The following is a 21,897-nucleotide window of genomic DNA, read 5'->3' on the forward strand; positions in this document are numbered from 1 at the left end:
GAACAGGCGCCTTTTTTCAGACTGTAGCCGTTACTGGGCCTTGTCGGTCTTGCGGATCTTCTCGACGATGGCGGTGGTGGAGCTGTTCTCCACCAATCCCAGCACCTTCACCGTACCGCCGTAGGCCGTGACGATATCGGCGCCTACCACCTGATCGATGCCGTAGTCACCGCCCTTGACCAGCACGTCCGGGCGGACTTGGGACAGCAGGTTTTCCGGAGTGCCTTCAGGGAAGCTGATCACCCAGTCCACGGCTCCCAGCCCCGCCAGCACCGCCATGCGCCGGTCGACACTGTTGATCGGACGTCCAGGCCCCTTCAGGCGGCTGACCGAAGCATCGTCGTTGATCGCCACGATCAATCGGTCACCTTGGGCCCGGGCCTGCTCAAGGTAGGTCACATGCCCGGCATGGAGGATGTCGAAGCAGCCATTGGTGAACACGATCTTCTCGTTGTGCGCCCGGGCATCATCGATGGCCAGCAACAGCTGGTCGAGACTCAGGACGCCACGCTCGGAACCTTCCTCGCGCTGGATCGCCCGACGCAGCTCCGGTGCACTGATGGCCGCCGTACCCAGCTTGCCGACCACAATGCCCGCGGCCAGATTGGCCAGGCCCACGGCGTGGGGCAGCTCTTCACCGGCGGCAATCGCTGCCGCCAGGGTGGAGATCACGGTATCACCGGCCCCGGTGACGTCGAACACTTCACGGGCACGGGCCGGCAGATGCAGGGCCGGATGCTCCGGACGCAGCAGGGTCATGCCGTGCTCGCCACGGGTCACCAGCAGTGCCCCCAGCTCCAGATCGTGCATGAGCTTGGCGCCCTTGCTCACCAGCTCGTGCTCGTCGGCGCAGCCGCCGACGATGGTTTCGAACTCGTTGAGGTTCGGCGTAATCAGGCTGGCACCACGGTAGATGGAGAAATCCTTGCCCTTGGGGTCCGCCAGCACCGGAATGCCACGGGCCCGCGCGGCCGCGATCAGCACCTGGTGGTTGCGCAGAGCGCCTTTGCCGTAGTCGGACAGCACCAGCACCTTGATGCCATCGAGCAGAGCGTCAACCTCGGCCGCCAGGGCCAGGGCGTCGGTGGCGAAGGGTTCTTCAAAATCGATGCGCAGCAGCTGTTGGTGACGGCTCATGACCCGCAGCTTGACGATGGTCGGCTGGTGGGCAATGCGCTGGAACAGTGCACGTACACCCGCACCTTGCAGGCTGTTAGCCAGGCTGTCGGCAGCCTCATCGTCACCGGTCACGCCCACCAGGGAAGCAGGCGCACCGAGGGCGGCGATGTTCAGGGCAACGTTGGCGGCACCGCCCGGGCGGTCCTCAATCTGCTCGACCTTGACCACCGGCACCGGCGCCTCAGGGGAAATCCGTGAGGTACCACCATGCCAGTAACGGTCGAGCATGACATCGCCGACCACCAAGACAGGGGCTTGATCGAATCGCGGCATGGACAACTTCATGGAGCATCCCACATACAAAATGAACAGGGGCGCGATATTAACACAGGGTTGGCGCCGCCTAGTTCTATGCCTTGAGTGAGGCCTGCGAAGATTTCCTGCGGTTCATTTGCGCGGCAACAGTTGCAGCAGCCGGCGGATCGCCTCCGGCAACTCCACGCTGGAGGTATCGATCTCGCAATCGGCTTGCAGTGGCGCTTCATAGGGACTGTCGAGGCCGGTGAAATCCTTGATACGGCCCTCCAGGGCCGCCTGATACAGGCCCTTGGGGTCGCGCCGGGCACAGGCATCGAACGGTGTGCTGATGTACACCTCGATAAACTGTCCGGCCCCGAACAGCGCCCGGGCAGCATCACGCTCGGCGCGAAACGGTGAAATCGCCGACACGATCACCAGCAGCCCAGCCTCCACCATCAGTCGCGCCACCTCGGCCATGCGGCGGATGTTTTCCTTGCGCGCCTCTGCCCCCATTCCCAGGTCACGGCACAGGCCACTGCGCACATTGTCGCCATCGAGGACGAAGGTATGCATGCCCAACTCGTTGAGGCGCAGTTCCAACAGGTTGGCCAGGGTCGACTTGCCGGCCCCCGACAAGCCGGTCAGCCAAAGGCAACAGGGCTTCTGCTGCTTGAGCGCGGCCCGGGCCTCGATGGACAGCGACAGGCTGTAGGGGCGGATCTGTAGTTGTTCCTGAGGTGCACAAGCGAGCTTATTCATAACCCAGCATCTCGTAGTCGCGTTGATAGACACGGCGCACCAGGCGACGAGTGCGTACCGAGCAGAATTCCCTGACAGGCGTGGTGCGGCGTTGTGCAGTGCCGTTGACATGGGGCAGTTGGGCATCGACCCCCAACTGCTGGCACAGCAGCTGGAAGTCACGTTGCAGGTGCTCCTGATAGCCGACGAAGTCCAGGGCCAGGCGCCCCAGGGAGTCGGTGAGGAAGTCGCTCTGGGGCGCAAAATGCATCTGCCTGTGAATATTCTCCGAATGCAGCCAGCGGCCGACGAAGTCGTCGAAGTCCCGGTAGTGCGTCACCAGACTCTGGGCCGCCTGATCCCGTCGCCCCAGGCGGTTGCCCCGTAAAAAGGCATAGGCCGAGTAGGCACGTTCCAGGGGATCGCGGACGAAGGCGAACTTGAAACTGCTGGAAAACGCCTGTGGGAACTGTTGCTCATACCAGTACAGCGGCAGGTGACCCGGCATCCAGCCATCGAACAAGGCCGAGCAGACGCTGCTGCCGGCACACTTGGGAACGTGGATAAACAGGCAGGAATGACGGGCAAAAGCATCGGGAAAACGCACATTGGCGGACATGGACTTGTTCACCACCTGACGATCCACCACCGACAGGCGACCCAACAGGAAATGACGCTGGGTCTTGGGTAATAACTTCCACACAAAACGTTGCAGCATTGCGATACCCACGCGAGAAGGATGGCCCTCTCGATCCGTTCGAAGATTCAGGCGGGAACCATAACAAGCGAGAAACGCAGAATTATTTAGCCTTGGTCAAGACTGTAAGGCGGGTTATACAAATGATGCCAAGGTGCCTTGCACACCCTGGAGGCTCCGGGGAGCGAGCGGGCCCGCTCCCCGGGAAGACTCAGGCGATACCGCTGGGTGCGGGCTCTTCCAGGCCCATGGCATGCAACCGCGAGTAGTAGCCATTCTGGGCCAGCAACTGGGCGTGAGTGCCGCGCTCGACAATCCGTCCCTGATCCATGACCAGGATCATGTCCGCCTTCTCGATAGTGGACAGACGGTGCGCGATCACCAGGGTGGTGCGTCCCTTCATGACCTTGTCCAGGGCGGCCTGGATATGCCGCTCGGACTCGGTGTCCAGGGCCGAGGTGGCCTCGTCGAGAATCAGCAGCGGTGCATTCTTCAACAAGGCCCGGGCAATCGCCAGGCGCTGACGCTGGCCACCTGAAAGCAGCACGCCGTTCTCCCCGACCTGAGTGTCGAGGCCTTCTGGCAACTGGGCGATAAAGTCCATGGCATAGGCGTCGGCCGCTGCTTTTTCGATGTCCGCCCGTGGTGCGCCGGCCAGATCGCCATAGGCAATGTTATTGGCCACGGTGTCGCTGAACAGGGTGACGTGCTGGGTAACCTGAGCGATATGCCGGCGCAGGTTCAACAGACGGTAATCTTCGACCTCGGTGCCATCCAGGAGGATCTGGCCCTTGTCGTGGTGATAGAAGCGCGGGATCAGGTTGGCCAGGGTCGACTTGCCGCTGCCGGAGCGCCCCACCAGGGCGACCATTTTTCCCGGCTCGACGCTGAAACTGATGTCATCCAGCACCTGACGCTCAGTACCAGGATAAGTGAAACTCAGGTTACGCACTTCCAAGTGCCCACTGATGCTGGCGTGCTCCACCGTGCCACGATCGACCTCAGGTTCGACGTCCAACTGTTCGAAGATGCTTTCCGCACCGGCCACGCCTTTCTGGATGGTGGAGCTGACTTCCGACAGCTGACGGATCGGCTTGGGCAGCAGCCCGGCCATGGTGATGTAAGCCACCATTTCCCCCGCCGACGCATCGCCACGCAGGTACAGGACCAGGAACATCAGCACCGCCATGGCGCTGTAGATCACCAGTTGCAGCAGCGGCGTGTAGATCGCGCCGGTGCGGGTCATGCGCAGTTGCTTGTCGGTGTTGCCCTGGCTGGCTGCCAGAAAGCGCTGCTGCTCATAGGTCTCGCCGCCAAAGCTGCGCACCACCCGATAGCCCTGGATGGTTTCCGAGGCAACGTGGGTCACGTCGCCCATGGCAACCTGGATCTTCTTGCTTTGCTTGCGGAATTTCTTGCTGGCGGTACGCACCATGATCGCAATCAGCGGCAGGATGGCAATCATCACCAGGGTCAGGCGCCAGTTCATCCATAACAGCGAGGCGAACAGGAAGATCACCGTCATGCCTTCGCGGATCACCACCTTGATCGCATCTGTCGCCGCCCCCGTGACCATGGTCACGTTGAACGTGATCCGCGAGATCAGGTGTCCGGAGTTGTGCTTGTCGAAGTAGCGATTGGGCAGGGTCAGCAGGTTGTTGAACAACTGCACCCGCAGGTCATGCACCAACCCCAGGGAAACCTTGGCCAGGAAGTAGTTCCCCAAGTAGGAGCCCAGGCCCTGCCAGGCAGCGATCAGCACGATCAACAGCGGCACCGCCTGCAGCAACCGCATGTCTCGCAAGTAGGGCACAGTGGGAAACAGCGCAGCCTCGGGATTGGACAGGCCATCGACGAAATACTTGAGGATGTAGCCGAGCATGGGCTGGGTCGAAGCGAAGATCAGGAACCCGACGATGCTGATGAGAAACAGACCAATATAGGGCCGCACATAGCCAAGCAGACGGAAGTAGATTTTCAAGCTCGAGGGGCTTGCGCTGGGACTGGAGTCGGTCATATCACGGGAATGTCGTCAAAAAGGAGGCTGACTTTAGCACAGCTTGTTCGAGGTACCGGCACTCCCAAGGGGCCGAGATTGTTCAGCTGACCAACGACACCGCCCGGTATTAATCGTTATGATTGCCAGCTTAACTTCCGGGATGAACGTCTAAGCATGCAACCCAATGCTCTTCGCAACACGTCGAATCGAGTATTCGATTTCATTTGCCTGTGGATTCTGCCGCTAGGGTATCTATTACTGCTCTGCGCGCTGTTTTTCCTCCCCGGCCGCAGCCTGTTGCACAAGCTGTACTACGGCCTGTTCAGCATCCCGACGCTGATTGCCCTATGCACACGCCCCAGCGAACTGAAAGGACTGCTGCGCGAACCTATCTTCATCGCCATGCTGCTGTTCTGTACCTGGGCCATCGCCAGCCTGGCCTGGAGCCCGCCGGTCGACAGCGTGCTGGGAGAGATCAAGACCCCTTTGCATACGCTGATGCTGTTTGCCGGCTGTACCCTGCTGGTTCGCTATCGCAATGACATATTGCAGCCACTGATCTTCTGCGCGGCGATCGTTGCCCTGCTCGCCTCGATCTTCAATCTGTATGTCTTCGTTCGCTACCACACCCCCGATCTGCGCATGGTGGGTGCCGGAGCCTTTGACAATCCGCTGCTGAGCTCCCACGTCTTCGGGTTCTTCTGCGTCTACTGGCTGAGCCTGAGCATGACCTGTCGCCGCTACCAGATGCTCTGGCTGAGCATTCCGGCAATGGCCATCATGTTTGCCGCACTGATTGCCACCGGTTCCAGGACGCCCTTGGTGGCGCTGACCCTGGCCGCTCTCTGGCTGAGCTTCATCAGCTGGAACCGTCGCTCGTTGATGCTGCTTGCGGGCATGGCAGTAGGCGGCGCGGCGGTCCTGCTCATGTTCTCGCAGATGCTTCTGGAGCGTGGCAGCTCTTCGCGCTTCGACCTCTGGCGCCTGGCGCTGGAACAGATCGTCAATCATCCCTGGATCGGTCATGGCTATAACGCCAGCCTGTCCCTGGACCCGGGTATCGGCTTCCTCCTGGAGGAGCCACACAACTTTGCCCTGGGGGTTCTCTACTATGTGGGCATCTTCGGCCTGCTGCCGTGGCTGTTCATGCAGGCCTGGGCCCTGCTCAAGAGCTGGCAGCTTCGCGCCACCCCCTTGCTGATCCTGGCTTCCAGCTGGTTGGTCTTTGGTATTGGCGCCGGTCTGACAGAAGGCGGCGGGATTCTTTCGCGTCCAAAGGAGCACTGGTTCCTGCTGTGGATCCCCCTGGCCCTGATCGCTGCCCTGTGCATTCACCAGCGCGCCAAACGTTCGCCGCCCCTGCAGGTAGCCTCACTGACCCCGGCCGCAGCCGAACAACTGCTCGCCGATGCCCAGGTCATCGAAGCCGATGGCCTGGGGCCCAAGGTCCTGCGTCTGGAGGATGGCAGTTTCTTCAAGCTGTTCCGCCCTCGTCGCTGGTACACCTCAGGAGGGTTCAACCCCTACTCCGAGCGCTTTGCCGCAAACAGCGAGCAATTACGTGATCTGGGCATTATCACCCCGGTCATCCTGGGCCTGTACCGACTTGCCGACGGCAGCAACGCCGTGCGCTACCAGCCACTGCCTGGGCAGACCCTGCGCCAGCGCCTGCAATTGGCAGGCTCGGCAGACGAGCGCGCGCAGCTGATCAAGGACTTCGGTACGTTCATGGCACGACTGCATGAACAAGGGGTGTACTTTCGCTCGCTGCATCTGGCCAATGTGCTGGTGCTGGAGAATGGCGAGTTCGGCCTGATCGATCTTGCCGATCTGCGGGTTTACCCCTCCTCACTGAGAACTTCACTGCGCCAGCGCAATCTGCGGCACATGCAGCGCTATACCGAAGATCGTGGCTGGCTGTTCAAGGAGCACCTGAACGCACTACAGGCCGGTTATGCCCTGCCCACCTCGATGTCCCGTGCAACCGGCCTGCTCAAGCAACTGCCTGCGAGCGACGAGCGCCAAGGCGCCCACTGAAGCCCTGCACACCCACATCCGTACCCTTGCAGCCGCACAAGGCTGCCAGGGTATCGGGGCACAGGGGATTGAGCCGCTGAACGTCAGGCCTGACGCTGCCGGGCATAGGCCAGGAAGGCTTCGATATCATCGCTGCACAGCTTGTCGGCAAGCCCGTGCAACTCGGCTTCCGGCCAGTCCCACCAGGCACTCTGCAACAACTGCTGGCGCTGTTCTTCGGGGAAGCGCCACCGCAGGAAGCGCGCCGGATTGCCACCGACCACCGCATAGGGCTCCACATCCTTGGTGACCAAGGCCCCCGCCGCGACAATCGCGCCATGGCCAATGGTCACACCGGACAACAGTGTGCTGTTGGAGCACAACCACACATCACTGCCCACCCGCACATCGCCATTGGTGCCGGCATAACCGCTGATATGCGCGGCCTGGGGCAGCATTGCGGGAAAGGGATAGGTGCTGACCCAGTCCGCACGGTGGTGGCCACCGAGAAAAATCTGCACGCCTTCGGCGATCGAGCAGTAAGCGCCAATGCTCAGGGTCGAGCCTTCCTGCCAGTCATGCACCTCAGGCAAGCCATAACTGCCGCGGCCAATGCTGTAACCCGGATAACGCTGCTGGAAGCGCACCACGCCGCGTTCGATTTTCGGCAATTTGCGGATCGCACGCTTGGCGCGCTTTTCAAGAAAGCGTTGAATCCAGCCCATGCTCCGGCGCCCCCTTCAGTCTTTTTCCAGCGGCGAAAAATACAGACGACCCAGCCCACGCCAGGTTTTCTTGTTCCAGGCCTTGAACGGGATCTGCGACAACAATTCACGAGCCAGTTTCCGATCGCGGTTGGACACCTTGAGGAACATCGAGCTGAGGAACTTGTAGCGCACCTCCTCGTACAGCGGATGCTCACTGAACAAAGCGTAGGTGCGCAGGATGTTGTCGATCATGAAGCGGTGGTTCTTGTAGGAGTTGGTGGCGTGCTTGCGATAACGCGCCATCAATACGTTCAAGCCATCGATAAAGTAACCCGCATGGGTGATCTTCAGCTCGATCAGCAAGTCCTCAAGACGGATACTCGGGTCGAAACCACCGACCTTCTCCAGTGCCTCACGGCGAATCATCAACGTCGGCGCTGGCGGGTAAGGCTTGCGCTCAAGGAACATGTCATCGAAGTCCAGACGCCGGAACGGCACGTCACGGCGCTGGCGATTTTCGGGAAACAGGTTGCCATCGCTGTCGATCAACTCGATATTGCCGGCACAGATCCCGACTTCAGGCTTGCCGTCCAGGTACGCCACCTGGGTCGCGATACGCTCGGGCAGCATAATGTCGTCGGAGCCGAAGGGCACGATCAGGCTGCCTTTGGCCCGAGCGATGGCGCCATTGAGGGTATTGGTCAGCCCCTGATTCTGCTGGACGCGGAAGTCGAAACCATGCAACGCCTGCAAACGCCGGATACGCTCGACGCTGTCATCGCTTGAACCGTCATCCACAACCAGCAGTTCGATGTTCGAATAGGTCTGGTTGAGCACACTGAGAATGCTCTGCTCGATATAGGGCGCGTGGTTGTAGGAGGCGATGATTACCGTCACCACAGGTTGCTGGTCTGTCATTACTGCCTCTTGCCCGCCTGACTCAATCCCGAGTCAATCAATTGCAGGTACTCCTCGCGGAACACCTCGATATCATGTTCTTTCTGCAGATAGCGATACGCTTGCTGGCCCTTGTCGGCCAGCGCCTCATCGGAGAGCCCCAGGTAATTGTCCAGGGCCGCCTTCAGCGCCGGCACATTGGCCGGCTCCACCGCCAGGCCACCGGCCCCTTCGATCAGCGGCAGCATCGCCGGCACATTGGAAGCGATCACCGGCAACTGCCCGCTCATGCCCTCCAGCAGCGCCAGGCCCAAGCCTTCGGCCAGCGACGGCATGGTCCAGATGTCGAAGGCACGCACGTACTGCAGGGCGTTCTCCTTGAAGCCCAGCAGATGGGCCCGACCCTGCAGCCCCAGACGCTCGATCTCGGCGCGCAGATTGGCCTCTTCGCGCCCGGCGCCAATGATCGCCAGTTGAGTCTGTGGGTACTTGTCCTTGAGCTGAGCAAATGCCTGCAGTAGGTAAGTGTGGCCCTTGACTGGCACCAGGCGCCCCAGAGCGCCGATCAGGCGCACTGAAGGGTCCAACCCCAACAGTTCACGAGAGCGCTCGCGGGAATGCTGCAAGGCTTCGGCCTGTTCGATATCGATGGCGTTGGTGATCGCCCAGGTGTTCTGATCGGTGAAGCCGCACTGGCAATCCAGCAGGTACTGCTTGACCGCGGGCGACACACCGACAAAGCGCCAGTGCCGGTCGATCAGGCGCTGTGTCTGGCGCCGCCGGTAAAACCTGTCGTACTCACCAAAACCGTGGGAAATGCCGATGCACAGTGGGGCCTTCAACCAACGGTTGAGGGTCAACATCATGTTCACTGGCTTGAAGCGATTGCAGATCACCACGTCGAATTTTTCCTTGCGGCAGAACTGATACAGCCGCCACATGGCCCGCAGGCGCATGCCCTTGAGAGACTTGTCGGAAAATTCGAAATACACCGAATGCGCAGCCCGGCTTACCGGATCGTTCGGCCCGGGGCGCCCCCGCAGGAAGGCCGCGGTGACTTCATATCGCTCAGCCGGCAAAGCCTTGACAATCTGCTCGGCCAGATCGGCGAAGTCGTGAGACTTGACGTTGTAGTCCGGCTGCAGCTGCAGGACCTTGAAGCGCTGGCTCATAACTCTCCCCGATGAAAACCTGTGGCATCGATGACCCAGGACGACTCGCTGGCCAGGGCCTGGACTTCTTGGGCATCATGCTCCGGCAAGTCCGACCACTCATTGCGCTTCCAACACACAAAGTGGAAATACGGAAAACTGCGGGCGCCGTCGCGGTCATTGGTCAGATGCCCATCCTTCCAGTACCAGCGCGTCGGAAAATCACGACTGCCGTCATGCCAATCGATCACTCCGCCCGGCGTACTGAACGCCTCAGTGAACTCGCTGCGACGGCGCCATGGATTGAACTTGCCCACCAGCTTGAACAGCGGCTTCGGGAAGTTCTTGCGCCAGAGAAAAATCCGACTGAACGCCCCTTCATCCAGTGCGTGATGCTGCTGATCGGTAAAGCGCGTCTGCCAGTCCTTGATCTGCCTGAACAACTCAAGCTGGCGGGCGCTGTTGCGTATCAGGCACAAGTGCCCAGCGACCCGACGCTCGTGGGTGGAGAACAGGTCATACTTCGCCAGACGATCCGCGGTGAAGTAGGCCCGCAGGTCACCGTAGACCAGGTCGATATCGCCGAAAGCCCAGAAGTCGTAGCCCTCCAGCCGATCAATATGGATATACCCCATTGCTGGCCTGATATCACAGAGCTTGTAGGCCGCATTGGGCGCAAAATCGATGTTCAGGCGCTGGGATACCAAAGCGCAGTAATCAGCAAAGCTGATGCTTTCAAACTGGACGTTAGGCGGCAGATTCTCCGGAGTCCCGCAATCGCTGAAAAACAACCAGTCGATATCCGGATTGCGTCGGCAGCTTTCGAGAAAAAACGGCAGCCAGAATGGCCAGCGCCCGAAATAGGGCATGAGAAACAGGATTCGCGGGCGTGGATTGATCACAAAAGACTCGCTGTCAGGTTAGGGGCACAACAGATTCCTGTGTTTATGCCGGTTTTATCGCTGCCGCAACAGCCAGAACAGTTCGTGCCGCCGTACTGCCTTGCGAAAGAACTCATTCTCTCCCAGGGTCGAAGGCACTCTACTAGCCAGAAGCCATTGTATCGACCTGCGCAGACGCCGCTTGAACGGCATTCTCGGCTGCAGGTCATGCATCATGCCCAAGGCCATGGCCTTGTCATATTGCTCAACCTGGGACAGTGGCAAGCACCAGGGACGCAACACTGTCGTCGAATCGAACACTGGCGGCAAAGCAATGCCCGCCCCCGAATCGCCCATCGGCCAACGATCATTGTCATGCAGGTGATTGGCATAGCCGAGCACAGTGGTCGGTTGCCAGTCCAAGCCCTCCAGCGCCTGCATCACCGCCACCTGGGCACAGATATGGTCGGGATGAGGGTCCAGTGACGGGTGCGGCAACACCAGCACTTCGGGCCGCGCCTTGAGCAGCAGCTCGCGCAGATCAGCCAACAGGTTGTCCCAGGTCGGCAACCCATCTCGATCGGCGGGCAGCGGGAACGGATTGAACTGGCGGAACAGGCGGATATCGCTCAACTGCGCCTCACGCGAGGCCACCGGCTGCTGCGCAGCGGCCTGCATGGCGGGTAGCTGCAGGCAGAAGTACCCCAGCTGCACGCACTGGGCTTCAGGCACTCCAGCCCAACGCGGCACGGCAATACTGTCCCAGGCCCGCAAGCGACCCTTGATTCGCGCCGCCTCAACTGGGTTCATACCCATGGCCTGATAATGCTCGGCCTCGATTTCCCCCGCTGTCAGGGTCACGATCCAGGCTTCGTCGGCCTGGCTGTACAAGCCAAAGGCTGCCAGTTCGGCATCGTCGGCATGGGGAGCGATCACCATCACTCGCTGGCGCCGGTAGTCGGGATCGCGCCAGGCCATCAACTGGGGCTGGACCCGAATCCGACAGAAACGCCCGCGCAGTTGCAGCTCGCCACCGATCAGGGGGCCAGCCAGGCCGCTAAGGTTGAGATAACGCAGGCCATTGACCCCACGCTCGAACGCTTGACGGTCGAGCGTTGGGCCGCCCAGCACTTCAATGGCCGGATCGAGAAAGCGTCCGATCCAGGAACTCTTGACCTGAACCCCGAGGATCAGCGTCTCATCCGCGGCCAGCTCCTGCGCCGAGCCTACCAGCAGGCGCCCCGCCTCCAGGCGCACTGCGACCTGCCGAGCCTCGTTGCCGAAGTCGTAGCAGTAGTCATCCTTGGGCGAGTAGAACAGGTGATCGGCAAACCAGGCCTCATGGGCCAGCCAGCCGAGAACGGCCAGCAGCAGCGGCAACCACCAGGCCACCAGCACGCCAATCAGCAGCAACAGCACCAGCCCCGCCAGCAGGGCGATTCGTTTATTGCGCCGGTGGCGCTTGAGCAGTTGCTGTTTGCGACTCATGGATGGACTCACACCTGAAAAACCGGCACAGGATTGCACCAACGGTCCTTGTACTCACGGTCGGCGCGACCGAAGGAGAAACGCAGCGGTTTGTCCAGGGCCCGAGCCTGTTCCCAGGCACTTTGGGTGTTGAGGAAGCTCAGCACGCTACCCGGACTGAACTCACGCGTCTGCGGGTCAACACCGCCGTTGACGTACTCCACACTGATCCACTGCGGCGCTTCGACCCGGTAGATCAACTGCACGGCAATCGGCGCATCGTTGAGGAAAATCACCGAGCCGATCAGCAGCTCGCGCAAGCGTTCCAACACCTCGGCCATACGTTCGGCGCCAGTGGCCGGAAAGCCCCAGCGGCGCTGGAACAGGTCACAGTAAATGGCCGCCAGTTCAGCACTGGTGAAATCACTGACCGCGCGCACCACTCCGCCCGCCTCTTCCAGCAGACGCAGTTCGCGACGCTGGTTGTAGCGAAATTTCTTCGACAGCTCTTCAGGGGTACGGGCCATGGCCAATTGTTCGGCCTGAGGCTTGAGGGTGCTGAAGCGCCCTTCGTTAAGCGCAGAAAGGTAACGCCCGCGATGACGCAGCGGCACCTGGGCATCGGCGGCGGCCGGCAGGATCAGCTCGGCATTGCCGATGTCGAACAAGCCCTTCTTGCCGGCTCGCTTGAGCACGTCCTTGGACAGCGCCAGATCCCGCCCCCAGGTGGCAATGGCCGCCTGCAGATGGCCGTCCTGTTCCCAGGCCAGATAACGCACGGGAATCTGCGCCAGGTCTGCCAGTTGCTCCACCACCAGCGGATGAGTCGCCACACTGCCACCAAACCGCTGCCAGGCCTCGGCATAGGTCGACGCATCAATGACTGACCAGCCACGTTCGCGCCAGCCTTGAAATCGATTGAGCATCAGCCCCTCGCGGTCAGATCGGTGACTTGCGGCAAACGCCAGAACACATCGCGTACAGCACGGTCGGAGAAACGCTCGCGCAGGCGGTCGAGCATCAGTTCGGCACAGACCCGGCGCTGATGATCATCCATCGCGGCCAGGTGCTGCAGCCCTTGGGCCATGTGCTCGGCGTCTCCCAGAGGAAACAGAATGCCCACGCCCTCTACCACTTCCTTTGCACCACCACAGGCGGTGGCCAGCAACGGCACACCGGCCGCCATGGCTTCCAGCAGGACCATGCCAAAGGGTTCGTGATCGGAGCTCAAGGCAAATACGTCGAACGCACGGAAATAGCGCCGAGCCTCCGGCACCTGCCCGAGGAACAACACACGATCAGCCACACCCAGTTCACGGGCCAAGGATTTCAGATCCTTCTCCAGGCGCCCGGTCCCCAGAATTGCCAGCTGACTCTGCTGAGGCAATTGCGGCACGGCGGCGGCAAAGCCCCGCAGCAAAGTGGCCTGATCCTTGTCCGGGTGCAGGCGTCCGACGTTGCCGACAATCCAGGCATCCGCGGACAGACCCAGCTCACTGCGGGCCTGGGCCGCGTCCAACTGGCTGGCCTGCAAGGCGTCCAGGTCGATGCGGTTGTACAACGTCTGGATTCGCGCCGCAGGCCATTTGGGCAGGCAGGCACGCATGTCGTCACGTACCGCGTCGGAAACCCCCAGCAGGCTCAGGCGCTTGCGAAACAGCCCGGCGAAAATCTGCCGGCTACGGCGCTTGTAGTCGGAAAACGCGTGATGAACTCCGATCACCGGCAAGGCGGTCCCCAGCAAGGCGATATAGATCGGCTTGAAGCGATGAGCGATGCAAAAACTGAAATTGCGCGAAGCGGCAATCTTGCGCAGGTCACGAATGGCACCCAGCTTGAGGCCACGAATGGCCTTGGAGCTGTATTCCATGAACAGCACTTCATCGGACGCACAGCCGGCAGCCACATCGGCATCGGCGGCCCCGGTGAGAAACACCGTGGTCACCCGATAGCCGCTGCCCGCGAACAGGTTGGCGTATTGCCGAGCGCAGTCCAGGAACGGCCCGTCATAGCCGTGGCAGAACTGCAGCACATGGCGTTCAGCCGAGCGTGTCATAAGGGTCCACGCCGTCTTTGACCACCAGAATGTCTTCCATGATCAGGTACTGCAGATCGGAACCGTAGAACATGTTCAGGGCGTCGGTCGGCGAGCAGATCATCGGCTCGCCACGGCGGTTCAACGAGGTGTTCAGCGACACGCCGTTACCGGTCAGGACTTCCAACGCTTTCATCATGTCGTAGTAGCGCGGGTTGTATTCGCGCTTGAGCACCTGAGCCCGGGAGGTACCGTCTTCGTGAACCACTTCCGGCACCCGGGTCTTCCACTCTTCAGCCACTTCGAAGGTGAAGGTCATGAATGGCGCCGGATGGTCGACCTTGATCATCTGCGGGCCGACAGTGTCGAGCATCGACGGGCAGAAAGGCCTCCAGCGCTCGCGGAATTTGATCTGCTCGTTGATCCGGTCGGCAACGCCCGCGGCGCTCGGGCAACCGATGATCGAGCGACCGCCCAGGGCCCGTGGACCGAACTCCATACGGCCTTGGAACCAGGCCACCGGATTGCCATCCACCATGATCTTGGCAATACGCTCAGGCGTGTTGTCGATTTGGCGCCAGGCCGGTTTGTTCGGGTGACGGGCACAGGCCGCGATCACGTCTTCGTTGCTGTAGGACGGGCCGAGATAGACGTGTTCCATCTTCTCTACCGGCACACCACGGGCATGGGACACGTACGCAGCAGCACCCACTGCAGTGCCGGCGTCGCCGGAAGCCGGCTGCACGAACAGCTCTTTGACTTCAGGACGGGCAATGATCTTCTGGTTCAGCTTGACGTTCAGCGCGCAGCCGCCAGCGAAGGCCAGCTTGCCGGTTTCCTTGAGGACGTCGCCCAGGTAGTGGTCGATCATCTGCAGGGCCAGTTTCTCGAACAGCGCCTGCATGCTCGCGGCGTAGTGGATGTACGGCTCGTCGGCGATGTCGCCTTCGCGCTTGGGACCCAGCCACTCGATGAGTTTTGGCGAGAAGTAGAACCCCTTGCCCTTCTCTTTGTAGCGACGCAGGCCAATGACGTTGGCGTAGTCGGTGTTGATCACCAGTTCGCCGTTTTCAAAGCTGGCCAGACGGGAGAAGTCGTACTTGCTGGCATCGCCATAAGGCGCCATGCCCATGACCTTGAACTCGCCGTCGAGCATCTCGAAGCCGAGGAACTCGGTGATAGCGCCATACAGGCCACCCAGGGAGTCCGGGTCGAAGAATTCCTTGATCTTGTGGATCTTGCCGTTTTCACCGTAGCCAAAGAAGGTGGTGGCGTACTCACCCTTGCCGTCGATCCCGAGGATCGCGGTCTTCTCCTTGAAACCCGAACAGTGATAGGCACTGGAAGCGTGAGCCAGGTGGTGTTCCACCGGCTCGATCTTGATCTTCTTCGGATCGAAACCCAATTGCTCCAGGCACCAGACGATCTTCTTGCGATAGCGCTTGTAGCGACGGTTGCCCATCAGGATCGCGTCCAGGGCGCGGTCCGGCGCATACCAGTACCGCTTGGCGTAGTGCCAGCGCGCCTTGCCGAACAGGCTGATAGGGGCGAACGGGATCGCTACCACGTCAACGTCGGAAGGCTTGATCCCGGCCTGCTCCAGGCAGAACTTCGCCGACTCGTAGGGCATGCGGTTCTTTGCATGCTTGTCGCGCACGAAACGCTCTTCTTCAGCGGCGGCAATCAGCTTGCCGTCGATGTACAGGGCTGCTGAAGGATCATGGCTAAGGGCGCCGGACAGGCCAAGAATCGTCAATGCCACAGGGGTCTAGCCTCGTTTAGTCTGCATGCGGGCGCAGTGCGCCTTGAAAATAAAGTGTGCTCGCAAAGGGGCGAGAAACAACGAAAGGGCGGGATTATAACGTAAAAGCAGGGGCAAGCCTCTAGCGGCAAGCGGCAAGCCAGGGCGCCGCATCCGCCACGGCCCACAGCCGCTGCCAGCAGCAGCGGCTATAGGTCGCAGATCAGGCCTCAGCGCTATGGACCGTTTTGGGCAGCCGCTGATCAATCACTTGATACAAATTGCTGCTTTCGGGCCAGTTGCGCATGAAACGTGCGCGGTCTCGGGCAAAAGCCGGAGCAAAACTGCTCAGACTGGCGTGCTGACACATGGAATCGAGATCGATCAGGGCCCAGCGATCTTCCTGCCAGAACAGATTGTGACCCTTGAAGTCGCCGTGACTGATGCGCTCCTTGATCAACTGGGCAAACAGCTGATCCAGCGCCAGCAACTCCGACTCAGGCGCCTCGCCGCTGCCCACGAACGGCGCAAAACGCTCGATGATGTCCGGCCCCGGCAGGTACTCGGTCACCAGATAGGCCCGACGGCGCAACCACAGAAAACGCTGCTCCAGCACCGCCAGGGGCCTGGGCGTGGCAATCCCCAGGAATTCCAGGCGATTGCCTTCACGCCAGGAGTGCCAGGCCCGGCTCGGGCGCCAGAAACGCTTGAGCCAATGCGCCAAGCCCTTGATGTTGTAGCGTTTGACCACCAGGGTCCGCCCCGCGACCTCGACCCGACCAACGCTGGCGGCGCCACCGGTCTTGTACAGATGCCCCTGGTCCAGCAGGGCATCGGCCTGCTCCAGCACAGGCAGCATCGCCGCCTCTTCCTCGCGACGGATCGCCCGCAAGGCGAAAGGTCCGCGCTGCACGCTGAACAGCGTGCACTCACGACCAACCTTGTTGAGAAAGTCCCGCAGGCGCCATCCACGTACCTTGCTCACCTGCTTTTCCAAAGCTTCCAGGGGCAAGGCATGCTCGGCATTGCTCAGCAGGTAATGCACCAGCAACTCTTCAGTGAAGGGCTCCAGGCTCTTGGGTAGCTGGGCGAAGAACACTCCCAGGTTTTCCAGGACCTTTTGCCGGGACAGGGGTTTGCCAGCCTCTTCGACACAGATCCCCGCGCCATCGATCAGGTGCAGCTTGCCGCCATGACGCAGCAGGTTGTCCAGGTGCAGGTCTTCCTGCCACAGGCCCTTGGCGTGCAGCAGGGCGATCGCCCCAAGCGCCTCAGCCAGCACGGCAGCCTGCTCATCGGCCAGCACCGGCAGCTTTTCCACCTGTTTCCAGGCATCGCCAAGGCTCTGTGCCCCTTCCAGGAACTCGAAGAGCAACCAGCCGCCCTCGCCTTCCTGCAAGCCGTCCGCCAGCAGCAGCGGCGTAGTCAGCCCCTGCTCCGCCAGCAGGCGTACGCCCTGCAATTCCCGCTGAAAATGCCGCGCAGCCTTGGGCCCCACCAGCAACTTGGCCAGCACCGGACGCCCACGCCAGACGCCGGCGCCAACATAGCGCTGCCCCGGCAGCACTCGCAGCAGGGTCAGCAACTGCAACTGTGCCGGGCCGGCGGCGTCCGCCAGCTCCAGACTCAGGGGCAGGGCCGGGCTGCGCCCCCTGTTTTTCAGCTCGGACAAACGCATCAGCGAGATTCCTTGTGACTGCTGCGAGCACTGAGGCGATCGGCCCAGGCGCCCACCAGGGAGCTGTCCGGGGGTTGATCCAGATAGGCCGCCAACAGGCAGCGCACTTCGTCGGCACTCCACACCGAAGCCCGGCGCAGCAAAGGTTCCAGGTCCTTGACCCGGTCGCGCTGACCGAACAGCAAGGGCCGGGTTTTCTCCAGGTCGATCAACTGCGCCTGATACCCCTCGCCATGGCCTTGCAGGAAAATATGCTTGGGATAGAAGCAGCCATGCACCTGACGCAGACTGTGCAGTTGCCGGGCCAGTTGCCCACAAGCCTTGAGCACCGCCTGGTGCTGAAGGTCACTGAGTTCATCCCAACGCAACAGCAGCGCATCCAGGTCGTCCCAACCATCCAGGGCCCGGGTCAGGAGTATGGCCCGGGACTCGCCATTGACCTTGCGCATGCCAAAGAACACCGCCTGCAACGCAGGAATGCCCAACTGCTGATAACGCCGGATGTTGCGAAACTCCCGGGCGAAACTCGGTTCGCCGAAAGGCCGATGCAGGGTCCGGGTCAGGTAGTTGGTCTGTCGCTTGAGATAGAACCCCTGCCCTTCCACATCCAGGCGAAAGACACTGCTGCTGCCGCCGCGACTGGTATTGGGCTCATCCACCGCATCCAATTGCGTGGTCCACAACTGGTCAAAAGTGCCGAGACCGTTACGCTCCAGTAGCGCACGCTCCTCGGACGCCAGAAAATCAGTCATTCGCGCCCCTCGAAAAATCTCACCACGTGGCGAATACGCTCCTTGTCGGCGGCACTCAGGCGATCGCGCTGGCGATACTGCAGATAGAAACGCAGGCGCTGAGTGGCCGACAGATGATATTTGGCCACCTTGTCCAGGCAGGCCAGGTCCTTGGTGATCCGGTACTTGAGCCAGAATCCACGCCAGAAATCGCCGTTCGGACAGTCGATCAGGTACAACCGATCCTGATCGTCGATCAGCAGGTTGCGCCACTTCAAATCGTTGTGGGTAAAGCGGTGGTCATGCATGACCCGGGTATAGGCCGCCAGCTGACGACTCACCCCGTCGACCCAGCGCCGATCCTTGAGCCGCGGATCGTTGCGGTCGGCCAGCACCGACAGGTCCTCGGTGCGCGGCAGCTCGCGTGTGATCATCGCCCCCCTGGCATAGGCCAGGCCACGACGCTCCAGGCCCCAGGCCACCACATCGGCAGTGGGAATGCCCCACTTGGCGAAGCGCTTGAGGTTCTGCCATTCGAACTTGACCCGGGGCTTGCCCAGGTAGCGCCGCAGGTTCTTGCCGGCACCGGTATAGCGCTTGACGTAGTAATTGACGCCGGCACGCTTGACTCGAATGACCTCAGACAGAGGGTCCCGGGTCAGATGCTCGCCCTGCAGGGAAAATACCGCTTCCAGACTGCCGAAGTCTTGCGCCAACTCGTGATAGGCGGGGTCCAGGTTCCAACTCGCCATCAGAGTGCGTCTCCGTACCGCTGCTTGCGTGCATAGAGTTTTTCCGCCTTGCCTTCGAGCCAGGACAGCAGCGCCGCTTCTTCGGCGAGGATCTGCCGCAGCGGCTGCTGGAAATAGCCCTTGAGGAAGCGCAACTTGTCGCGGCGCGTCAGGCCGATATCCAGGGCGGAGAAATACAGGGCTGCCAAGTCCTTGTTGCGCCAGCGCAGGGTGATCTTCGCCCGGGTCTGGGCACGATGCAGGTCGATCACCGAAAGTTTCAGTTCAGCGGGTGTGATGGGACGGTCGGTGTGCAGCAGGAAATGGCAGATGTAGCAGTCGCGGTGATTGACCCCGGCACGATGCATCGTGCCGGTCATGCGCGCCACTTCGGCGATCAGCGCCCGCTTCAGAGCAGGCGCGGGCGGCTGCTTGACCCAGTCGATACTGAAGTCTTCAAGGCTGACGGTGGGCGCCAGCTCCTCGGTGACGATGAACGAGTGCTGGTCCGCCGGGTTGCTGCCGCGCTCGCCGTAGGCCACGGCCGTCATGGTCGGCACGCCAACCTGATGCAGACGCTCCAGCGCCCGCCATTCCTGGCCGGCACCCAGCACCGGCAGCTTGGCGGTGATCAGGTTCTTGACGATCTCGCCCCAGCCAATGCCACGATGGATCTTCACGAAATAACCGCGACCCTCGACTTCCGTACGCAAGGTACGGCGCGCTTCCAGCTCACGGTAGACCTGGCCCTTGAGCCCCTCGACTTCGGCGAACGCATCACGTCCTGCCCAGAGGGTCTTGAAGGGTTCGGCAAGCATCAACTTCATCGGTGTTGCTCCGCCAGAATCACATCCGCAGCGTGCTGCGGCATGCTGTAAAGGTCGGCCGTCTCGGCGAACGCCAGGCCATTACGGCTCCAGGTCGCGCGTGCAGCGTCGTCGGTCAACAGGGTGGTGAGGTATTGATTGAGCTGCGCCTGCTCGAACGGCTCATCCAGCACCAGGCCGCTTTCGGCCTCGGCGATGTAATGGGCGTAACCGCAGACCGCGCTCACCAGCACCGGCAAGCCAGCCACCAGGGCTTCAAGCAGTACGGTGCCGGTATTTTCGTTGTAGGCCGGATGAATCAGCAGGTCGGCCCCCAGCAGGAAACGCGGGATATCACTGCGCCCCTTCATGAACTGCACCTGGTCGCTCAGCCCCAATGCAGCACTTTGTACCTGGAATACCTTGGGGTCGTCCTGGCCGATTACAAACAGCCGGGTGCGTTTTTTCAGCGCCGAGGGCAACGCTGCCAACGCCTTGAGGCTGCGATCCACACCCTTGGTCTTGAACCCGGAGCCGATCTGCACCAACAGCAGTTGGTCATCCTTCAAGGCGAACTCACGACGGGACTCGGCGCGGATCTCGGCGGCGTTGGCAGGTGCCCGGCGGTCCTGGGCAATGCCCGGTGGCAGCAGGTGGAAGCGCTCCAGCGGGGTGTCGTAATGCTTGATGAACAGCGGCTGCTGGACCTCGGAGATCATCAGGATCTCGGTCTTGGCATCCTTGGCGAACACCGCCCGCTCGTACTCGGCGAAATGCCGGTAACGCCCCCAGCGACGGTACAGGGAGTGCCGCAGGTTCTGCGCCTTGTCCTCGAAGCAGCCGTCGGCGGCGTAGTACACGTCCAGCCCCGGCATCTTGTTGAAGCCGATCAGCCGGTCCACCGGACGCTTGGCCAGGTCGGCCTCCATCCAGGCGCTGAGTTTTTCGTTGCGACGATGGTTGAACAGCGCCTTGACCGGCGCTACCAGCACTTCGAAGCCGGGAGGCACGTCGCCTTCCCAGATCAGGGTGTAGACGCGGATCTGGTGCCCGCGGCGCTGGCACTCCAGGGCTATGCGCATGAAGTCGCGCTGCAGGCCGCCGAAGGGGAAATACTTATAAAGGACAAAAGCCAATTGCATCAGCGCGGCTCCTCAGCCAGTAACAAGGTGCTCAGTCGGCTGGCGACACGCTCGGGGTTCAGGCGAGTGAAGCACAGTGGCCACTCGCGTTTGATGTCATAGCGCTGCTGATCCACAGCGGTGGGCTGGTAGGTGCATTTCTTCTGCAGGCACGGCGCACAGGGGAAGTTGCTCCCCAGGTGAATCTGCACCTTGCCATAGGCGCCGGTCAGGCCCGGGTTGGTGGGGCCGAACAGCGAAATGGTCGGAACATCCAGAGCGGCGGCAAGGTGCCCGAGACCGGTGTCCACGGCCACGCAGGCCTGAGCGTCAGCCAGCACCTTGGCGACTCCGGCCAGGTTCAGCTTGGGCAGTACCGTGGCGTTTTTCAGGCCATTGGCGATACGCTCCGCCCGGGCCTTCTCGGCAGCATTGCCCCAGGGCAGCTTGACCTCGACCCCGAGCATGCCCATGCGCTCGGTCAGTTCGCGCCAATAGGCCTCAGGCCAATGCTTGGTGTCCCAGGTGGTGCCATGGAGAAACAGCACAAAAGGCTTCTTGCGCGGCAACTCCACCAGCTTTTCGACATTCAGGCCATAGTCACCCAGCCCCTGGGGCAAGTCGTAGCCCAGGGCCACGGCGAACAGTTGGCGCACCCGCTCCACCGCATGTTGCCCACGGGCTACCGCCAGGCGCCGCGAGTAGAAACGCGAAGCCAGGGGTTCACGGGCAGAGTGCTTGTCCAGCCCCGCCACCGGGGCGCGCACGTAGCGGGTCAGCCAGGCGCTTTTCAACAAGCCCTGGGCATCGATCACCAAGTCGTACTTGGTCGAGCGCACGCTCTGTTTGAAACGCCGCCACTCGCCGCTCTTGATGGTCTGCCAGAGGTTCTTGCGCCAGCGACGGATCGCCACCGGAATCACCTTGCCTACCGCCGGATGCCAGGAGGGAATCTCAGCGAAGCCTTCTTCCACCACCCAGTCGAACTTGATCCCCGGGATCGCTCGCGCGGCATCGGTAAGGGCCGGCAATGCATGAATCACATCACCCAGGGAGGAGGTCTTGATCAACAGTACCCGCAA

Annotated in this window: 19 protein-coding genes; 1 reads left to right on the top strand and 18 read right to left on the bottom strand. The window is 61.5% G+C overall.

The window, feature by feature from the left end:
- Positions 1-30 precede the first annotated feature (30 nt).
- From hldE to msbA, 4 genes are all read right to left on the bottom strand, one after another.
- Entirely contained in the window at positions 31-1,464 is a 1,434-nt protein-coding gene (gene hldE / locus FW796_RS14785) for a bifunctional D-glycero-beta-D-manno-heptose-7-phosphate kinase/D-glycero-beta-D-manno-heptose 1-phosphate adenylyltransferase HldE (RefSeq protein WP_346634533.1), read from the bottom strand.
- Between the two features lie 102 nt (positions 1,465-1,566).
- A complete protein-coding gene (cysC, locus tag FW796_RS14790; RefSeq protein WP_346634532.1) occupies positions 1,567-2,178 on the bottom strand; it encodes an adenylyl-sulfate kinase in 612 nt (203 codons plus the stop codon).
- Positions 2,171-2,875, bottom strand: coding sequence for a sulfotransferase family 2 domain-containing protein (locus FW796_RS14795; protein WP_346634531.1), 705 nt, complete (start codon positions 2,873-2,875; stop codon positions 2,171-2,173). The genes cysC and FW796_RS14795 overlap by 8 nt, the downstream gene beginning before the upstream one ends.
- 190 nt (positions 2,876-3,065) lie before the next feature.
- Positions 3,066-4,871 (bottom strand): lipid A export permease/ATP-binding protein MsbA, encoded by a 1,806-nt coding sequence (msbA, locus tag FW796_RS14800; protein WP_346634530.1) that lies wholly within the window; start codon positions 4,869-4,871, stop codon positions 3,066-3,068.
- 156 nt (positions 4,872-5,027) lie between these two features.
- Here msbA and FW796_RS14805 point away from each other — a divergent pair, with 156 nt between their 5' ends.
- Positions 5,028-6,890 carry an O-antigen ligase family protein gene (locus tag FW796_RS14805; protein ID WP_446439509.1) on the top strand — a complete coding sequence of 621 codons (1,863 nt, stop codon included), beginning with the start codon at positions 5,028-5,030 and terminating at the stop codon, positions 6,888-6,890.
- An 83-nt stretch (positions 6,891-6,973) separates the two neighbouring features.
- Here FW796_RS14805 and FW796_RS14810 read toward each other — a convergent pair whose 3' ends face one another.
- The 14 genes from FW796_RS14810 to waaC all read right to left on the bottom strand — a co-directional run bounded on the left by FW796_RS14810 (position 6,974) and on the right by waaC (position 21,897).
- Positions 6,974-7,594: a CatB-related O-acetyltransferase gene (locus FW796_RS14810; RefSeq protein WP_346634528.1), complete on the bottom strand. Its 621-nt coding sequence runs from the start codon at positions 7,592-7,594 to the stop codon at positions 6,974-6,976.
- A gap of 15 nt (positions 7,595-7,609) precedes the next feature.
- On the bottom strand, positions 7,610-8,494 hold the full coding sequence (locus tag FW796_RS14815; RefSeq protein ID WP_346634527.1) for a glycosyltransferase: 885 nt from the start codon (positions 8,492-8,494) through the stop codon (positions 7,610-7,612).
- Complete coding sequence (locus tag FW796_RS14820; RefSeq protein WP_346634526.1) at positions 8,494-9,645, bottom strand: glycosyltransferase; 1,152 nt, start codon at positions 9,643-9,645, stop codon at positions 8,494-8,496. The genes FW796_RS14815 and FW796_RS14820 overlap by 1 nt, the downstream gene beginning before the upstream one ends.
- A complete protein-coding gene (locus FW796_RS14825) occupies positions 9,642-10,526 on the bottom strand; it encodes a DUF6625 family protein (RefSeq protein WP_346634525.1) in 885 nt (294 codons plus the stop codon). Before FW796_RS14825 ends, FW796_RS14820 begins: the two co-directional genes overlap by 4 nt.
- Positions 10,527-10,580: 54 nt before the next feature.
- Positions 10,581-11,993, bottom strand: a complete 1,413-nt coding sequence (locus FW796_RS14830) for a PIG-L deacetylase family protein (protein WP_446439510.1) — start codon at positions 11,991-11,993, stop codon at positions 10,581-10,583.
- A gap of 8 nt (positions 11,994-12,001) precedes the next feature.
- Positions 12,002-12,898, bottom strand: a complete 897-nt coding sequence (locus FW796_RS14835; RefSeq protein ID WP_346634523.1) for an antimicrobial resistance protein Mig-14 — start codon at positions 12,896-12,898, stop codon at positions 12,002-12,004.
- Complete coding sequence (locus tag FW796_RS14840) at positions 12,898-14,028, bottom strand: glycosyltransferase (protein ID WP_346634522.1); 1,131 nt, start codon at positions 14,026-14,028, stop codon at positions 12,898-12,900. The genes FW796_RS14835 and FW796_RS14840 overlap by 1 nt, the downstream gene beginning before the upstream one ends.
- Positions 14,012-15,769, bottom strand: a complete 1,758-nt coding sequence (locus FW796_RS14845) for a carbamoyltransferase family protein (RefSeq protein ID WP_346634521.1) — start codon at positions 15,767-15,769, stop codon at positions 14,012-14,014. Before FW796_RS14845 ends, FW796_RS14840 begins: the two co-directional genes overlap by 17 nt.
- Positions 15,770-15,971: 202 nt before the next feature.
- On the bottom strand, positions 15,972-17,426 hold the full coding sequence (locus FW796_RS14850) for a lipopolysaccharide kinase InaA family protein (RefSeq protein WP_446439511.1): 1,455 nt from the start codon (positions 17,424-17,426) through the stop codon (positions 15,972-15,974).
- Positions 17,426-18,178 carry a lipopolysaccharide kinase InaA family protein gene (locus FW796_RS14855; protein ID WP_346634519.1) on the bottom strand — a complete coding sequence of 251 codons (753 nt, stop codon included), beginning with the start codon at positions 18,176-18,178 and terminating at the stop codon, positions 17,426-17,428. Before FW796_RS14855 ends, FW796_RS14850 begins: the two co-directional genes overlap by 1 nt.
- Complete coding sequence (locus FW796_RS14860; RefSeq protein ID WP_346634518.1) at positions 18,175-18,909, bottom strand: lipopolysaccharide kinase InaA family protein; 735 nt, start codon at positions 18,907-18,909, stop codon at positions 18,175-18,177. Before FW796_RS14860 ends, FW796_RS14855 begins: the two co-directional genes overlap by 4 nt.
- The gene (rfaP, locus tag FW796_RS14865) at positions 18,909-19,715 is read right to left on the bottom strand and encodes a lipopolysaccharide core heptose(I) kinase RfaP (RefSeq protein WP_404938115.1); all 807 of its coding nucleotides are present in this window, start codon (positions 19,713-19,715) and stop codon (positions 18,909-18,911) included. The genes FW796_RS14860 and rfaP overlap by 1 nt, the downstream gene beginning before the upstream one ends.
- The gene (locus FW796_RS14870) at positions 19,712-20,836 is read right to left on the bottom strand and encodes a glycosyltransferase family 4 protein (protein WP_446439512.1); all 1,125 of its coding nucleotides are present in this window, start codon (positions 20,834-20,836) and stop codon (positions 19,712-19,714) included. Before FW796_RS14870 ends, rfaP begins: the two co-directional genes overlap by 4 nt.
- Entirely contained in the window at positions 20,836-21,897 is a 1,062-nt protein-coding gene (gene waaC, locus FW796_RS14875; protein WP_346634515.1) for a lipopolysaccharide heptosyltransferase I, read from the bottom strand. The genes FW796_RS14870 and waaC overlap by 1 nt, the downstream gene beginning before the upstream one ends.

The organism is Pseudomonas sp. 910_21 (assembly GCF_052850735.1).

Coding starts and splice junctions, on each gene's coding strand:
- FW796_RS14870 (WP_446439512.1), bottom strand. CDS start 20,836: ATGCAATTGGCTTTTGTCCTTTATAAGTATTTCCCCTTCGGCGGCCTG.
- cysC (WP_346634532.1), bottom strand. CDS start 2,178: ATGAATAAGCTCGCTTGTGCACCTCAGGAACAACTACAGATCCGCCCC.
- FW796_RS14835 (WP_346634523.1), bottom strand. CDS start 12,898: ATGCTCAATCGATTTCAAGGCTGGCGCGAACGTGGCTGGTCAGTCATT.
- FW796_RS14855 (WP_346634519.1), bottom strand. CDS start 18,178: ATGACTGATTTTCTGGCGTCCGAGGAGCGTGCGCTACTGGAGCGTAAC.
- FW796_RS14850 (WP_446439511.1), bottom strand. CDS start 17,426: ATGCGTTTGTCCGAGCTGAAAAACAGGGGGCGCAGCCCGGCCCTGCCC.
- msbA (WP_346634530.1), bottom strand. CDS start 4,871: ATGACCGACTCCAGTCCCAGCGCAAGCCCCTCGAGCTTGAAAATCTAC.
- FW796_RS14815 (WP_346634527.1), bottom strand. CDS start 8,494: ATGACAGACCAGCAACCTGTGGTGACGGTAATCATCGCCTCCTACAAC.
- FW796_RS14840 (WP_346634522.1), bottom strand. CDS start 14,028: ATGACACGCTCGGCTGAACGCCATGTGCTGCAGTTCTGCCACGGCTAT.
- FW796_RS14820 (WP_346634526.1), bottom strand. CDS start 9,645: ATGAGCCAGCGCTTCAAGGTCCTGCAGCTGCAGCCGGACTACAACGTC.
- rfaP (WP_404938115.1), bottom strand. CDS start 19,715: ATGAAGTTGATGCTTGCCGAACCCTTCAAGACCCTCTGGGCAGGACGT.
- FW796_RS14810 (WP_346634528.1), bottom strand. CDS start 7,594: ATGGGCTGGATTCAACGCTTTCTTGAAAAGCGCGCCAAGCGTGCGATC.
- hldE (WP_346634533.1), bottom strand. CDS start 1,464: ATGAAGTTGTCCATGCCGCGATTCGATCAAGCCCCTGTCTTGGTGGTC.
- FW796_RS14860 (WP_346634518.1), bottom strand. CDS start 18,909: ATGGCGAGTTGGAACCTGGACCCCGCCTATCACGAGTTGGCGCAAGAC.
- FW796_RS14805 (WP_446439509.1), top strand. CDS start 5,028: ATGCAACCCAATGCTCTTCGCAACACGTCGAATCGAGTATTCGATTTC.
- FW796_RS14795 (WP_346634531.1), bottom strand. CDS start 2,875: ATGCTGCAACGTTTTGTGTGGAAGTTATTACCCAAGACCCAGCGTCAT.
- FW796_RS14830 (WP_446439510.1), bottom strand. CDS start 11,993: ATGAGTCGCAAACAGCAACTGCTCAAGCGCCACCGGCGCAATAAACGA.